Origin of the sequence: Leifsonella bigeumensis, assembly GCF_039537265.1 — a bacterium.
GTDB classification, from domain to species: domain Bacteria; phylum Actinomycetota; class Actinomycetes; order Actinomycetales; family Microbacteriaceae; genus Terrimesophilobacter; species Terrimesophilobacter bigeumensis.
Genome location: NZ_BAABAE010000004.1, coordinates 165202 through 179502, shown reverse-complemented (window position 1 = coordinate 179502; position 14301 = coordinate 165202). Strand labels below are relative to the sequence as shown.

Genomic DNA, 14301 nt, shown 5'->3' with positions numbered 1-14301 from the left:
ATGTTCGATGCGCCACGAGGGCGTCGGAAGTTCTCCACAGGCGACGACGTAGTACGACGTCGCCGGCCGGTCTACGCGAAGCCGAACAGGGGCGGCAGGGCGAGTACGACGAAGGCGACCCAGGCGGCGAAGACCGGCAGGTACCTGGTCTGCCAGCGCTCAAGCCGCGCCGCCGGTGCGCGCCCCGCGACCTGGCGCACGAGCAGCCAGGCGGTGCCGACGAGATTGACGATGAGGATGACGTTGAGTCCGAGTGCCGCGACCCGGTTGGCCGTGAACCCGAGCTCGCCTACCCGCGCGAACATCGAGACGAGCACGAGCCCATCGAGCAAGATTGCCGCGACGACCGCACAGAGTCGGATGATGTCCATCACCCCGGTGCCCTTCGTCGCGTCGCGGGCGGAGATGCCGTAGACCACGAGGGCGACCACCACAAGCAGGAGCACATCGAACCCGATCAGCAGGTCGCGGTCGAAATCGCGCCAGACGCCGGAGACGAGGTAAGCGACCGCCGAGACGATGAGCATGACGGCGAAAAGCGGGGTGAAGATCGCGGTCAACACGGGAGCGAGATTCTCGATGATGCTCTTCTTCGCCTCGACGAGCCAGGCGGCAACGATGACAGCCCCAGCAGCCCCCGTCGGCATGACCCGGCTGAAGACGATACTGGTTACCTCGGGGGCGATGGGCGTGAGGATGAGTGTGGTCAGGCCGAGCAATACCGCGCCGCCGAGTGCGATGAGCGTGTAATAGATGACCCACTCGCCACTGAAGCGGAGGAAGTCCATCCGGCGGGCGGATGAGCGGACTTCCCCCCCGAGGTATGCCACGCCCACGACGAACCAGAGCACCAGAGGGAGATGGAGGACGACGAGATCTCCCGTGCTCCCGTAGAGCGTGAAGGGGTAGAGGTTGACGATGAGTGCGAGGGCGACGACCACGATGGCGAGCGGCAGGATGCGCCGCCACGGCATCCGTTTCGACCACGCGAAGTAGGCGGCGAGCACGGGAAGCACCAGGAGGCTGTAGTCCCTGGCGAGCCACCCGAAAGCCGCTTCTGACGAGGACGCGAGAAGGTGTGCGGTCAGAACGAGCGCACCGGCCAGAACCGCGAAGCCGAGCATGGTGGGCAACGACCGTCGTTCGCCGGTTTCGGCACCGAAGTCAGCGGTCGGCAGGGTGAGCTGTTTCCAGAGTCGGTCGCCCTGCACGCGGGCGAACTCGGCAGTGAGCGCATCCACCCGCCCGAGCCGTCGCACCGCGATGAGGAAGGCCTCGTCGGTCGCCAGTCCGCCTGTCTCGAGGTCGGCGACCTGCTCACGCAGGTGCCCCTCCAGCTCGTCGGCGTCGACCTCGTCGACGGCCTTCCCGCGCAGGATGGCGGCACGCCATTCGCCGATGCTGGTATCGAGGGCATCCATCGTCATGCCCCCGCCGGGAGCGCGAGGTCCCAGAGTCCGCCGAGTGTGCGGTTCGCCGTCTCCCATTGCCGGCGCTGGTCGGCGAGCTGGGCGCGACCGGATGCTGTGATCCGATAGTTGCGTCGCCGTCTGCCCTCGGGAGAGAGCGCCCACTCGGCCACGACATAGTCCAGTCGCTCGAGGCGGTGCAGGAGCGGGTAGAGCATCCCGTCGGTCCACTCGACGTCACCGGCGGAGAGTTCGCGCACGCGCTTCAGGATCGCGTATCCGTAGCTCTCGCCCTCGGCGAGGATCGCAAGCACGAGCGGCGTCGCCATCGCCGCGACGAGATCCTTGTCGATGTTCACGGATGCCTCCCTGCAGCGATCGTATACCTGATGCTGTTAGGTATCTAGATCATCGAGGTATGGCGTACTCAGAACCCCAGCTGCAGCACGTAGATCCCCGGGAAGACCGCGAACAGAATCGTCACGGGCAGGATCATGAAAACCAGCGGCACCATCATCGCCACCTCCTTCTTCCCGGCGAGCTCCAGCAGGTCGCGCTTGGCCTCCTCGCGCACATCCTGAGCCTGCGCGCGCAGCACGTCGGCGAGCGGCGTTCCGCGCTCGAGCGCACCGGTCACCTGCGCTACGCAGCGAGTGAGCGCGGGCAGCCGGATGCCGTCCGCCATCTGCTTGAGGCTCTCGGCGAGCGGCGACCCGCTGTTGACGGCGGTGACGACGCTGCCGAGCTCGGCGGCGAGCTCGCCCCCGCTCGTCTTCGCGATGCGGCGGATCGAGTCGAGGATGCCCTCCCCCGCCGACAGGCTGAGCGTCAGGAACTCGAGGACCACCGGCAACTCCCCCGCCATCCGGGCGAGCCGCGACCTGGCTGCACGTTGCAGCAGATAGTCACGCGCGACGAACCCGGCGACGCAGAGAACGACCACGAGTCCCAGGTGCACAACGACCGGCAGCGGCTGAGTGCGCGCGAGTGCGAAGGAGAGGAGCACCCCGACGGCGGCCCCGCCGATCGCCCAGGCCAGCTGGCGGGCCCGGAATGCATCGACACTGAGCTCAGACCCGGACTGCCGCAGCCTTTCGGCAACGACCGCCGGACCGCCGAGCAGCGGGGCGAGAAGCGCGCGCACGCGGCCGGCCAGGGGGCCGAGCATGGTCCCGAGCACCGGGAGCGGGTTCGACGGCCGGTGCTCGACGTACGCGCGCGCACCATCCGAGACATCGACGAGGTAAGGCGCCACGCGGTTGGTGAGTCCCGGTCGCGCCAGCCGAGGCACGAGGCTGACGAGCGACCAGAGTCCTAGGCCTAGCGTGAGCCCGAGGGCGATCGCCCAGGCACCCGCCGGGCTCACCGGAACCACCTCCGCTCCTCGGGCAGCCGCGCGAGCGCGATCATGGCACGATAGGCGACGACGGTCACGACGAGACCGCCGACGATCACGGCGATTCCCACCGACGTGTTGTAGGCGGCAGCGGCCTCCGGCCGGGTCGCGAGCAGCGCGAGGATGACCCACGGCGCTGCCGCACCGAGCCGCGCAGCATTCATGACCCAGGACTGCCGCGCCTCGACCTCCCCGCGGATGGCGGCCTCCTGCCGCAGGTGCGCGGCAAGCGCCCTGAGCACTGCGGGCAGTTCGTTGCCGCCGACCTCGCGCGACATCCGCAGTGTCTCGAGGATGCGGTCGGCGACCGGATCGCCGAGACGCTCCTTCACCCGGTCGAGACTCCGCGCGAAGTTCCCGGATGCCGTGAAGTCGCTCTCGAACTCGGCGAACGCCTCCCTCGTCGGGGCTGGACCGTTGTGGGCGAGGAGGGCGACGCCATCCGGGAGCGAGAGCCCGGAGCGCACCGCCGACACGAGGTGGTCGACGACGTCGGGCCAGACCACGCGGTTCGCACGGCGGCCGGCCCTGGCGCGCCAGTTGACGACGGCGGTCGGCAGGGCGAGGGCGACGAGCCCGGCGGCGACCGCGAGCGCGACGACCGGGACGAACACGAACACCGCCGCCGTGGTCACCGCACCGACGATGAGCGAGACGATCGCGAAGGTCGGCACCGAGACGGCCCGCAGGCCGGCCTGCCGCATCCGCTCCTGAAGGCGGCCGACGACACCTGGAGTGCTGCGCAGGGCTCGACGTGCCGCCGGCCAGAGGAACGGCGAGGCAGTGAGGAGCAGCCCCAACCCGAGGGAGCAACCGAGCAGGAGGATCACGCGGCGCCGCCCTCGGGAACGGCGGCCCGCCGGCGCGGCGCGACGGGTTCGGGAACGGCAGCCTGATCACGACCGACCGCGAGGTCGAGAATGCTCGCCGGGTCGAGCCCGGCGCTGCGGAACTTCGCCGACCTCGCGGGGTGGCTCCCTGTCGGGTCCAGGGAACCGCCCCGCAGCTCGAAGATCGTCTCGGCCTCGATCGTTCCATCGACGACACGGCCGGTCGGCGCGACGATCTGCACGATGTGCCGCCGACCGCTGCGCTCGAGCGCGCAATGCACGACGATGTCGATGCTCGTCGCGACGGTCGGGACCACGAAGGATGAGTCGATGTTACGGCCGGCGAGCAGCGGCAGCGTCGAAAGCTTCGTGAGTGCCTCGCGCGCGCTGTTCGCGTGCACACTGCACATCCCCGGCAACCCGCTGTTGAGCGCGATGAGCAGGTCGAGCGACTCGGCCTCGCGCACCTCGCCCACCACGAGGCGGTCGGGGCGCATCCGGAGCGCCTCCTTGATGAGGCGCCGCAGCGAGATCTCTCCCGTGCCCTCGAGGCTGGGTTGCCGGCATTGCATCGCGACGACGTCACGCGCGGTGAAGCTCAACTCGAACGTCTCCTCGACCGTGACGATGCGCTCGCCCGGCCGCGCCGACGTGAGCAGTGCGCCCAGCAGAGTCGTCTTGCCGCTCTGGGTGGCCCCGGAGACGAGGATGTTCTGCCCGGAGAGCACGCACATCCGCAGGAACTCGGATGCCTCGAGGCTGAGCGAACCGAGCGCGACGAGCTGCTGCAGCTCCTTGATGCGCTTGGCGAACTTTCGGATGTTGACCGCCCAGTGCCGCTGCGTGACATCCGGGATGACCACGTGCAGCCGCGAGCCGTCCGGCAGCGAGGCGTCCACGAAGGGGCTCGAGAGGTCGACGCGGCGACCGGTGGACTGCAGCATCCGCTCGACCAGATCGCGCACCTCGGTCGCGGCCAGCTCGACCCCGGTGAGCTCAGGGACGCCGTTACGGGCGACGAACACACGGCTCGGGCCGTTGATCCAGATCTCCTCGACCGTGTCGTCGTCGAAGAACGGCTGCAGGGGACCGAACCCGGTGATCGAGGCGACGACCTCCCTTGCCGCCTGCGCCTCATCCGGAATCGCAGGGAGCGAACCGCCGAGCGCCCGCTCGCTGTACCGGCGGATCTCGTCGCGCACGAAACCGCCCGCGAGCTCGTGGTCGCCGCCAAGGTCGACGCCTTCGCGGCGCACCCGCTCACGGACGCGGTCGGCGATGATCGTCACGGCGGAGTTCACCCGAGAATCATGCAGGAGCCGGTGCGCAGCCCGCCGAAGTTATCCACAGGTTATGGATGACGCTGGCTTGTAGGGGCAACCGCCTCAAGGCGTCGCGTAAGTTCGTTCCGCGATCGAGGACTTCCGAGGTCTGTCACCGGCGTGTCACTTCTCAGCCATCACCAGGTGGACTCCCCCACCGAGCCGCGCTCCGACACTTGAAGCTTGAGGCGCTCGAATCGCCGGAGCTTCCGCCGATCCTGCCTCGGGAGCGCTCCAGCGAGATCCATGAGATGAATTCTGACAATCTCCGCGAACTGCGGACAACCGGCGGCGATGAGAGAGTCCACCAGCCTGGTGTCCTTTGCTCCGTTCCTTTGGATGTAGTAGCGGAGTTGTTCCATTGTGCCGGATCGAACATCTAGCGGTGCGGAATCGTTCACGAGGATGAAGAAGTCATCCGGATGAAATGCTTCGTAGGAAAGCTCGTCTGCGTTTGGTTGATTTAGCAGCCCGGTGTCACAAGTCAGCAACATGTCCGCTTCCGAAGAGAGTGCCGCCGCGTGAACATGAAAGTCGTTTGGATCTGCACCCTGGTATTCGACTGACTCATCGAAGTCCTCGACGATTTCGTCGAACACTTCAATGATCGCAGCACGGATTCGCGTTATCTGACCCCCACTCCATCGCTGATTCTTGTCTCTCAGCTTGGAAAGCGTCTCAGAAATAACATCCTCGGTCGTGTACAACTGAAACATCGATGGAGTCGAGATTCTCATTTGGAACAGCCAGTTTCGAAGGCACGCGGAGTACAAAACATCCGCGTCGACAAATACTCGCTGTTGAATCACTCATCAAGGTTAGCCGGGTAGCTCCACGCGGAGGTTTTCCAAGGCCGCGACACGGTCCTTGTCTCGGCGTTCACGAAAGGCGATAACGTCTCGCGAGCGCACACGATGATGTGTTCCGACAATGCGCGAACGAATTTCTCCAGACTGGATATATTTCATAAAGGTCGGTCGTGAAACACCTAAGAGTTCCGCAGCGACGGTAGTGGTGAGTTCCTCTGGCATCGATCGAATATGCATAGTCCCGCCTCGAGCGGCCCGTTCAATAACATGGACGAGCAAACGCGACAGCGCTTCGGGCACCTCATGTCGGACACCATTAACTACGACTTCGAGGTGGCCCAATCGATCGTCTTCTGCGGTTTCAACTAGCTCGACAGCTTCATCGCGAAGCTGATCATCGAGGATAATGGAGTCGTTTGACAGAGTTAGCGTGGTCACCGTTCTCATCTCATCTCTCGCGCACGTGAACGCGAACTTGAGTCGGTCTTTTGTAAATCCGATTAAGACCAGATTACACATGTAACCGCAACTCCGCTTGCGCCCTCGAAAAGTTCAGCTAGGCCACGTCATTTCCGGGACATAGTCACCTGACTCCGAACGTCTGCGGAAGTTATCCACAGCCGACCGCCCCACGTACACTGGTGTCGCCCGCGGGAGTGGTGAAATTGGCAGACACGCAGGATTTAGGTTCCTGTGCTTTCGAGCGTGCGGGTTCAAGTCCCGCCTCCCGCACCGACTTTCAAGACTGTGCCGGTAACCTGTCATGGACGCATTCGCGCCCATCACACTGACTGGAGAAACCCCGCTTGGTTCCTTCCGCGCTCATCCCCTGGCTCGACCCCGAGCTCATCATCACCACCGCCGGTCCATGGGCGCTCGTCGTGGTCTGCCTCATCGTCTTCGCCGAGACCGGCCTGCTCGTGGGGTTCCTCCTCCCCGGTGACACCCTGCTCCTCATCTCCGGGCTGCTCACCCACACTTCACTGGTCTTCGGACTGGAGATCTGGTGGGTCGGCCTGCTCATCGCCGCAGCGGCATTCGCGGGCGGGGAGTGCGGCTACCTCATCGGCCACAAGCTCGGCCCGGCGGTCTTCGAGCGCAAGGAGAGCGGACTCTTCAGCCGTGAGAACGTCGAGCGAACCAATCGTTTCTTCGTACGTTTCGGCGGATTGTCGGTCATCCTCGCCCGGTTCGTTCCCATCCTGCGCACCTTCGTTCCGGTCGCCGCAGGCATCGGGCACATGAACTACAAGAAGTACTCGCTGTACAACCTGATCGGCGCCGGGATCTGGGGCTTCGGTCTGACCTTCTTCGGATTCCTCATCGGCTACATCCCGCCGGTCGCGGTGTTCGTCGAGGAATACATCGACGTCATCCTGATCGCCGCCGTCACGCTCACCCTCATCCCCACGCTGTGGCACTACTTCCGTTCGACGCAGAAGGCGAAGCAGGCGCAGCGCGCCGGGGTCGACCCGCTCAGCCCGAACGAGATCGTCATCGACGAGGCCTACTTCGACAACGACCCGAGCAACGACCCGCAGCGCGGGTGACGACCCCCTCGGATCGAGCTCGTCGAAATCCGGGTCTCGACAAGCTCGACGGGCGGTCAGAGCGCGAGCCAGATGGCGGCAGTGGCCTCGACGCCGAGGTCGAGCGCGGATGCGGGGGTACGGATCGAGAGCGCCCCGCCGAACGGGCGCCGCTCCACGACCTCGATGACCGTGTCGAGGGCGACGCCCTCCTCGTGAAGATGCTTGAGCAGCTCCGGGGCACGGTCGCTGATGCGAACGACAGGCCCGGAGAAGCCGTCGGGCGCGTCCTGCAGCAGCACGGCATCCGGCTGCTCGACCGTGCCGTCAGCGCGGGGTATCGGATCACCGTGGGGGTCGCGCACCGGGTCGCCGAGTTCGTGCGCGATTCGCTCGAGCAGCCGGTCGCTCAGCGCGTGCTCGAGCACCTCCGCCTCGTCGTGCACTTCGTCCCAGCCGTAGCCGAACGACTCGACGAGCCAGGTTTCGATGAGCCGGTGACGGCGCAGCATCCGCAGGGCGAGCGCACGCCCCTCCTCGGTCAGGGTCACGGCTCCATACGGCACGTGCGTGGCGAGGCCGGATACCGCGAGCTTCTTGACCATCTCCGTCACCGACGACGGCGCAAGGCCCAGCCGTGCGGCGAGCACCGAGGTCGTGATCGGCTCGGGCTGCCACTCTGTGTGCGAGTAGATGACCTTGACGTAGTCCTCGACGACGGCATCCGCGAAATTAGGCTTCTCCTTCACGACGCCTCCTACCCGACCAGAGTGAGCACGATGAGCGCGAGGTTGAGTGCGACCACCAGCATGACGATCGTAGCGAGGACCCATCGCACCGTTCGCCCGTTCGCCGACTCCCCCATGACCGTTCGGTCGCTCGTGAGCCTCAGCAGCGGCACGAGTGCGAACGGGATGCCGAAGCTCAGGAACACCTGGCTCAGCACGAGTGCCCAGGTCGGATCGACGCCGACCGCGAGGATGACGAGTGCCGGGATGAGCGTCACCACCCGGCGCGCGAAGAGGGGGATCCGGCGTTTGAGCAGCCCGGCCATGATCGTCGCGCCGGCGTAGCTGCCCACCGAGGTCGAGGCGAGACCGGATGCCAGCAGCCCGATTGCGAACACGAGCGCGATCCCCGGGCCGAGAGTGCCCTCGATCGCGGCATGGGCGCCCTCGATCGTGTCGGTGCCCTCGATGCCGCGCAGGTTGACCGCGGCGAGCAGGAGCATCCCGATGTTGACGATCCCGGCGATGCCGAGCGCGATCACGACGTCCCACTTCGTGGAGCGGAGGAGGCCGGCACGCGTCGCGTCACTCGCCCGTCCGTGCCGGTCGCGGGCGAGGGCGGAATGCACGTAGATCGCATGCGGCATGACCGTTGCGCCGAGCATGCTCGCGGCCAGCAGCACAGAGTCCGTTCCGTCGAATCGGGGCAGCAGTCCGCCCGCGATCGCGGCGCCATCCGGAGGATTCACGAACAGGCCGGCCAGGAATCCGATCGCGACGATCGCGAGAAGCCCGATGACGACGGACTCGAACGGACGTTGACCGAACCGGCTCTGCAGTCCGAGGAGCGTCATCGAGACGACGCCGACGATGAGGCCACCGAGGAAGAGCGGGATGCCGAACAGCAGGGAGAGGGCGATCGCGCCCCCGATGACCTCGGCGAGGTCGGTCGCGACGGCGACGAGCTCGGCCTGCGCCCAGAACGCACGGCGCGGGCCGGGGCGCATCCGTTCTCCGAGCAGCTCGGGCATCGTGCGGCCGGTGACGATACCGAGCTTCGCCGACTGGTACTGCACCATCGCGGCCATGAGGTTCGCCGCGACGAGCACCCAGACGAGCAGGTAGCCGTAGCGGGCGCCGCCGGTGAGGTTCGCGGCGACGTTGCCGGGGTCGACGTAGGCGATCGCGGCGACGAAGGCCGGGCCGAGCAGCATCCACGAACGATTTCGGATGATGCGCGTGCGAGTTTTCGGCATACCGAAATCCTACTGCGCCCGGCTCAGCTGTGGAAACGCTCCTCGTGCTGCGCGTGCTCCTCCGGCTCGAGCTGGAACGTCGAATGGGCGACATCGAAATGGTCGGCAAGGCAGGCGGAGAGCTCGTCGAGCAGCCGACCGGTGTCCTGGTCGGCGAACACCTCATCGGCGACGACGACATGTGCGGAGAACACCGGATGCCCGGACGTGATCGCCCACACGTGGACGTCGTGCACCTCCACGACCCCCGGGGTCTGCAGCAGATGCTCCCGAATCTCCGCCACGCTCGTGTCCACCGGCACCGACTCGCTCAGCACCCGCACCGCATCCCGCAGCAAGAACACGGCGCGCGGCGCGATCATGAGGGCGATCGCGAGCGAGGCGATCGCATCCGCCGGCATGAAGCCGGTCGTGAGAATGACGACGGCTGCCACGATCGCGGCGACCGAGCCGAGCAGGTCGCCGAGCACCTCGAGGTAGGCGCCGCGCATATTGATCGATGAGCCGGCCTGCGGGCGCAGGATGAGCGCCGCGGCCACGTTGGCGGCGAGGCCGAGCGCCGCCACGAGGAGCATGGGCAGGCTCTGGATCTCGACATCGCCGGGATAGACGAGACGCGTGACCGCCTGGTAGCCGACGGCGATCGCAACCGCGAGCAGGATCCCGCCGTTGACGAGAGCGCCGAACACTTCTGCGCGCTGGAAGCCGAAGGTGGCCCGTTCGGTCGCGGGCCTGGCCGCGATGACCGTCGCGGTGAGCGCCACGGCGAGACCGATCGTGTCGGAGAACATGTGGCCGGCATCCGCGAACAGGGCGAGCGAACCGGTGAAGATCGCGCCGACCACCTCGATGACGAGCACCGCACCGACGATGCCGAGCACGATCGTCAGGCGCGTGCGGTTCGCGCTCGAATGGTGGTGGTGGCTCACACCTCCACGGTACGGTGCTCGAGAGCGCCCCGCAGGCATTTTGGCCAGTCGGGAATGATAGTCGATCTCAGCTGACGTGCGCCCTGACGATCGGCAGCAATTGCGTGAACGCGCGACTGCGGTGACTGATCGCGTTCTTCTCGTCTGCGGTCAACTCGGCCGAGGCAACGTCGTAGCCGTCCGGCTGGAACACCGGGTCGTAGCCGAAACCGTTCGCGCCGGTCGGCTCGCTCAGGACCGTCCCCGTCCAGACGCCGAGCTCGACGTGCTCGAAGCCTTCAGTGACGAAAGCGGCCGCGCAGCAGAACTCGGCGCGGCGGTCGGCGGGCGCATCCGCTCCCGCACGGGTGAGCTCGGCCAGCAGGTGGGCGACGTTGTCGGCGTCGACGCGGGTACCGGCATAGCGCGCCGAATGGATGCCGGGGGCACCGCCGAGCGCGGCGAGGCAGATCCCCGAGTCGTCGGCAATCGTCGGTAGGCCGGTGTGGGTGAAGGCGGCGCGTGCCTTGATGAGCGCGTTCTCCTCGAACGTCTCGCCGTCCTCGACCGGTTCGGGACCGTCATAGCCGACGAGGTCGATCCCCTTGAGCAACGGCCCGAGGATGCGACGAAGCTCCTCGACCTTGTGGGAGTTGTGGGTGGCGAGGACGAGTTTCACGGGATCAGCCGTCATGCCTGCCCCGCGGCAAGTGCGGAAGCCTGCAGCCCGGTGAGGGTGGCCGCGCCGCCCACCGCGAGATCGAGCAGCGCGTCGAGCTCCCCACGATCGAAGGGCGTGCCCTCCGCGGTGCCCTGAACCTCGACGAAGAGGCCACGGCCCGTGACGACGACGTTCATGTCCGTCTCGGCCCGGACATCCTCGGTGTAGGCCAGGTCGAGCATGGGCGTGCCGTCGATGATGCCGACGCTCACCGCCGCGACGCTGTCGAAGAGCGGCTTCGCGTTCTTACCGATGAACTGCTTCCTGCGGCCCCACTCGAGCGCATCGGCGAGCGCGACATAGGCACCGGTGATCGCGGCCGTGCGCGTTCCGCCATCCGCCTGCAGCACGTCGCAGTCGATCACGATCGTGTTCTCGCCGAGCGCCTTCATGTCGACGACGGCGCGCAGTGAGCGTCCGATGAGCCGCGAGATCTCGTGGGTGCGCCCTCCGATGCGGCCCTTGACCGACTCGCGGTCCATGCGCTCGTTCGTCGAACGCGGCAGCATCGAATACTCGGCCGTGACCCAGCCCTTGCCCTTGCCGGTCATCCAGCGCGGGACGCCGTTCGTGAAGGATGCCGTGCACAGCACCTTCGTGCGCCCGAACGAGATGAGGGCACTGCCCTCGGCCTGCTCGCTCCAGCCGCGCTCGATCGTGACGGGGCGCAGCTCGTCCGCGATGCGGCCGTCTGCTCTGGATCCGATGGTGGCGGCGGTACGGTCGACATCTGGCATGTCAGGCGGTCTCCTCTGTTGTTGCTGTTGCCGGCGTCCCCGTCTCGACCAGTTGCACGGCGGACACCTCCGGGCCGAGGAACCTCCTCGCCAGGGTCATGAACTCCGTCTTGCTGTCGCCGGTCGCCTCGAAGCGGTACTCGGGCGGCGACGCCGCATCCCTCAGCAGCTCATGCTTGACGAGAGTGCGGAACACGTCGTAGGCGGTCTCCTCGGCACTCGACACGAGCGTGACCTCGCGACCCATGACGAACTGGATGGCGGCCGACATGAGCGGGTAGTGGGTGCAGCCGAGCACGAGCGTGTCGATCCTGGCCGCCTTGAGTGGGGCGAGGTAGTCCTCGGCGACGCGGAACAGCTCGGGGCTCGACGTCACCCCCGCCTCGACCAACTCGACGAAACGCGGGCAGGCCCGGGTGAACAGCTCGAGGTCGGATGCTGCGGCGAAGGCATCCTCGTACGCCTTCGACTTGATCGTTCCCTCGGTACCGATCACGCCGACCCGGTTGTTGCGGGTCTGGCGCACCGCAGCGCGCACCGCCGGCTGGATGACCTCGACCACCGGGATGCCGTAGCCGTCGGTGAACCGCTCGCGCGCGTCCCGCAGCATCGCGGCCGACGCGGTGTTGCAGGCGATCACCAGGAGCTTGACGCCCTGGGCGACCAGGTCATCCATGACGGCGAGGGCGTATTCGCGCACCTCGGCGATGGGCTTCGGGCCATAAGGGGAATGCGCGGTGTCGCCGACGTAGACGATCGACTCGTTCGGGAGCTGGTCGATGATCGCCCTGGCCACCGTGAGCCCACCGACGCCGGAGTCGAAGATGCCAATCGGTGCGTCGGTCACGAGAGTCGAGTTTAGCGCGAGGGATAGGCTCATCCTGTGACCAGCGCACTCCTCACCGACCGCTACGAGCTCACCATGGTCGATGCGGCCAGGAAGTCCGGGACCGCGGATCGCCGCTCGATCTTCGAGGTCTTCGCCCGCCACCTGCCGAACGGCCGTCGCTACGGCATCGTGGCCGGCACCGGACGTCTGCTCGAGCAACTCTCCGAGTTCCGATTCGGGGATGCGGAGCTCGCCTGGCTGCGCGAGAACGAGGTCGTCGACGCCGCAACCCTCGATTGGCTCGCCGACTACCGCTTCAAAGGGAACGTCTGGGGCTATCGCGAGGGCGAGGTCTACTTCCCCGGCTCCCCCATCCTCGTCGTCGAAGGCACCTTCGCCGAAGCGGTCGTGCTCGAAACGCTGTCCTTGAGCATCCTCAACTACGACTCGGCCGTGGCGAGCGCCGCCAGCCGCATGGTGACCGCCGCGGATGGCCGCCCACTCGCCGAGATGGGCTCCCGCAGGGCCACCGAACGCGGCGCCGTGGCCGCCGCCCGCGCCGCCTTCGTCGCCGGTTTCAGCTCCACGAGCAACCTCGAGGCCGGGCGCACCTGGGGCATCCCGACCATGGGCACCGCAGCGCATTCCTTCACTCTCCTGCACGACTCGGAGGAGGACGCCTTCCGCGCCCAGGTGGCGGCGCTCGGGCCTGGCACGACACTGCTCGTCGACACCTACGACGTGACCGCCGCAGTCGACCTGGCCGTGCGCGTGGCCGGCCCCTCGCTCGGGGCGGTGCGCATCGACAGCGGGGACCTGCCCGGCCAGGCATCCGCCGTGCGCAAGCAGCTCGACGCGCTCGGGGCGAAGAGTACGAAGATCACCGTCACGAGCGACCTCGACGAGTACGCGATCGCGGCACTCCAGGTCGCGCCGGTCGACTCCTACGGGGTCGGCACCTCCGTCGTCACCGGTTCCGGGGCGCCGACCGCCGGCATGGTCTACAAGCTGGTGGCGCGCGTCGGCGACGACGGTGACTGGGTTTCGGTCGCGAAGAAGTCGGCGGCGAAGCTGTCGGTCGGCGGGAGGAAGTTCCCGGTGCGCAGCCTCAGGGGCGGCGTCGCGACATCCGAGGTCCTGCACGTCGAGGACGACCCAGATGCCCCCTCCGCGCGGGCGGATGCCGGCCGGCCGCTGCTCGTCCCGCTCGTGACCGACGGGATCGCCGACCCTCGCTACCTCGGGGCCGCGGGGACCGCTCTCGCCCGCGAACACCGCGCGGTCGCCGTCGCGGAACTGCCCGTTGACGCGTTCCGTCTCGCCCGCGGCGAGCCGGTCATCCCGACGGTGTACGAGTAGCCGTCTGACGACGCCCGGGCGCCGTCTACCGCTCGGCCGGATGCCGGGCCCACGAACTGCGGCAAGTTCGGGGTTGTCACCATCGCGCACCACGAACTTGCCGCAGTTCGCGAGCGTCAGCGCACCCAGCGACGTGCAGGAGGTGGCGGGCAGTGGCCCGTGACGACGTCGAGAGGCAGGCAGCTCCCAGCCGCTACTTCTTCAGCTTCTCGTAGATCTCTTTGCAGGTCGGGCAAACCGGGAACTTCTCCGGATCGCGACCCGGGGTCCAGAGCTTGCCGCACAACGCGCGCACGGGCTTGCCGGTGAGCGCCGACTCGACGATCTTGTCCTTCGGAACGTAGTGGGAGAAGCGCTCGTGGTCGCCCTCCTCGAGCTGCTCCTGGTTCAGGAGCTCCTCGAGCTCCCGGTCGAGGGTCGCCGTGCCGCCGCCGGTGTGGTCGGTGTCTGCGCTGGTCATGCGTCAAG

Annotated in this window: 16 protein-coding genes and 1 tRNA gene; 3 read left to right on the top strand and 14 right to left on the bottom strand. The window is 67.2% G+C overall.

Features of this window, described 5'->3' with window-relative positions; translation table 11 throughout:
- Positions 1-71: 71 nt before the first annotated feature.
- From ABD678_RS13260 to ABD678_RS13230, 7 genes are all read right to left on the bottom strand, one after another.
- A complete protein-coding gene (locus tag ABD678_RS13260; RefSeq protein WP_344757554.1) occupies positions 72-1427 on the bottom strand; it encodes a permease prefix domain 1-containing protein in 1356 nt (451 codons plus the stop codon).
- On the bottom strand, positions 1424-1768 hold the full coding sequence (locus ABD678_RS13255; RefSeq protein WP_344757552.1) for a PadR family transcriptional regulator: 345 nt from the start codon (positions 1766-1768) through the stop codon (positions 1424-1426). Before ABD678_RS13255 ends, ABD678_RS13260 begins: the two co-directional genes overlap by 4 nt.
- A gap of 68 nt (positions 1769-1836) precedes the next feature.
- Positions 1837-2775: a type II secretion system F family protein gene (locus ABD678_RS13250; protein ID WP_344757550.1), complete on the bottom strand. Its 939-nt coding sequence runs from the start codon at positions 2773-2775 to the stop codon at positions 1837-1839.
- Positions 2772-3635, bottom strand: a complete 864-nt coding sequence (locus ABD678_RS13245; RefSeq protein WP_344757548.1) for a type II secretion system F family protein — start codon at positions 3633-3635, stop codon at positions 2772-2774. The genes ABD678_RS13250 and ABD678_RS13245 overlap by 4 nt, the downstream gene beginning before the upstream one ends.
- Positions 3632-4936 (bottom strand): CpaF family protein, encoded by a 1305-nt coding sequence (locus ABD678_RS13240; RefSeq protein WP_425561993.1) that lies wholly within the window; start codon positions 4934-4936, stop codon positions 3632-3634. The genes ABD678_RS13245 and ABD678_RS13240 overlap by 4 nt, the downstream gene beginning before the upstream one ends.
- Positions 4937-5094: 158 nt before the next feature.
- Positions 5095-5766, bottom strand: a complete 672-nt coding sequence (locus tag ABD678_RS13235; RefSeq protein ID WP_344757546.1) for a PIN domain-containing protein — start codon at positions 5764-5766, stop codon at positions 5095-5097.
- Between the two features lie 9 nt (positions 5767-5775).
- A complete protein-coding gene (locus ABD678_RS13230) occupies positions 5776-6204 on the bottom strand; it encodes a helix-turn-helix domain-containing protein (RefSeq protein ID WP_344757544.1) in 429 nt (142 codons plus the stop codon).
- A 212-nt stretch (positions 6205-6416) separates the two neighbouring features.
- On the opposite strand from ABD678_RS13230, the gene ABD678_RS13225 reads away from it, so the two are divergent.
- Together ABD678_RS13225 and ABD678_RS13220 are read left to right on the top strand one after the other, a co-directional pair.
- Positions 6417-6498 (top strand) — tRNA-Leu (locus ABD678_RS13225).
- Positions 6499-6572: 74 nt separating this feature from the next.
- Complete coding sequence (locus ABD678_RS13220) at positions 6573-7316, top strand: DedA family protein (protein WP_344757542.1); 744 nt, start codon at positions 6573-6575, stop codon at positions 7314-7316.
- A gap of 56 nt (positions 7317-7372) precedes the next feature.
- Here the strand turns inward: ABD678_RS13220 and ABD678_RS13215 are convergent, their stop codons facing one another.
- The 6 genes from ABD678_RS13215 to murI are packed head-to-tail and all read right to left on the bottom strand — an operon-like array spanning position 7373 to position 12492.
- Positions 7373-8044: a metal-dependent transcriptional regulator gene (locus ABD678_RS13215; RefSeq protein WP_344757540.1), complete on the bottom strand. Its 672-nt coding sequence runs from the start codon at positions 8042-8044 to the stop codon at positions 7373-7375.
- Positions 8045-8052: 8 nt separating this feature from the next.
- Positions 8053-9279, bottom strand: coding sequence for an Nramp family divalent metal transporter (locus ABD678_RS13210; RefSeq protein WP_344757538.1), 1227 nt, complete (start codon positions 9277-9279; stop codon positions 8053-8055).
- A 23-nt stretch (positions 9280-9302) separates the two neighbouring features.
- Positions 9303-10247: a cation diffusion facilitator family transporter gene (locus tag ABD678_RS13205; RefSeq protein WP_425561992.1), complete on the bottom strand. Its 945-nt coding sequence runs from the start codon at positions 10245-10247 to the stop codon at positions 9303-9305.
- Positions 10248-10275: 28 nt separating this feature from the next.
- A complete protein-coding gene (rdgB, locus tag ABD678_RS13200; RefSeq protein ID WP_344757534.1) occupies positions 10276-10881 on the bottom strand; it encodes an RdgB/HAM1 family non-canonical purine NTP pyrophosphatase in 606 nt (201 codons plus the stop codon).
- On the bottom strand, positions 10878-11645 hold the full coding sequence (gene rph, locus ABD678_RS13195) for a ribonuclease PH (RefSeq protein ID WP_344757532.1): 768 nt from the start codon (positions 11643-11645) through the stop codon (positions 10878-10880). Before rph ends, rdgB begins: the two co-directional genes overlap by 4 nt.
- Before the next feature lies 1 nt (position 11646).
- On the bottom strand, positions 11647-12492 hold the full coding sequence (gene murI / locus ABD678_RS13190) for a glutamate racemase (protein ID WP_344757530.1): 846 nt from the start codon (positions 12490-12492) through the stop codon (positions 11647-11649).
- A 75-nt stretch (positions 12493-12567) separates the two neighbouring features.
- Here murI and ABD678_RS13185 point away from each other — a divergent pair, with 75 nt between their 5' ends.
- Entirely contained in the window at positions 12568-13833 is a 1266-nt protein-coding gene (locus ABD678_RS13185; RefSeq protein ID WP_425561995.1) for a nicotinate phosphoribosyltransferase, read from the top strand.
- A gap of 193 nt (positions 13834-14026) precedes the next feature.
- Here ABD678_RS13185 and ABD678_RS13180 read toward each other — a convergent pair whose 3' ends face one another.
- Positions 14027-14293, bottom strand: a complete 267-nt coding sequence (locus ABD678_RS13180; protein WP_344757526.1) for a DUF3039 domain-containing protein — start codon at positions 14291-14293, stop codon at positions 14027-14029.
- Positions 14294-14301 lie beyond the last annotated feature (8 nt).

Coding starts and splice junctions, on each gene's coding strand:
- ABD678_RS13185 (WP_425561995.1), top strand. CDS start 12,568: ATGGTCGATGCGGCCAGGAAGTCCGGGACCGCGGATCGCCGCTCGATC.
- ABD678_RS13260 (WP_344757554.1), bottom strand. CDS start 1,427: ATGACGATGGATGCCCTCGATACCAGCATCGGCGAATGGCGTGCCGCC.
- rdgB (WP_344757534.1), bottom strand. CDS start 10,881: ATGACGGCTGATCCCGTGAAACTCGTCCTCGCCACCCACAACTCCCAC.
- ABD678_RS13205 (WP_425561992.1), bottom strand. CDS start 10,247: ATGCCTGCGGGGCGCTCTCGAGCACCGTACCGTGGAGGTGTGAGCCAC.
- ABD678_RS13210 (WP_344757538.1), bottom strand. CDS start 9,279: ATGCCGAAAACTCGCACGCGCATCATCCGAAATCGTTCGTGGATGCTG.
- rph (WP_344757532.1), bottom strand. CDS start 11,645: ATGCCAGATGTCGACCGTACCGCCGCCACCATCGGATCCAGAGCAGAC.
- ABD678_RS13180 (WP_344757526.1), bottom strand. CDS start 14,293: ATGACCAGCGCAGACACCGACCACACCGGCGGCGGCACGGCGACCCTC.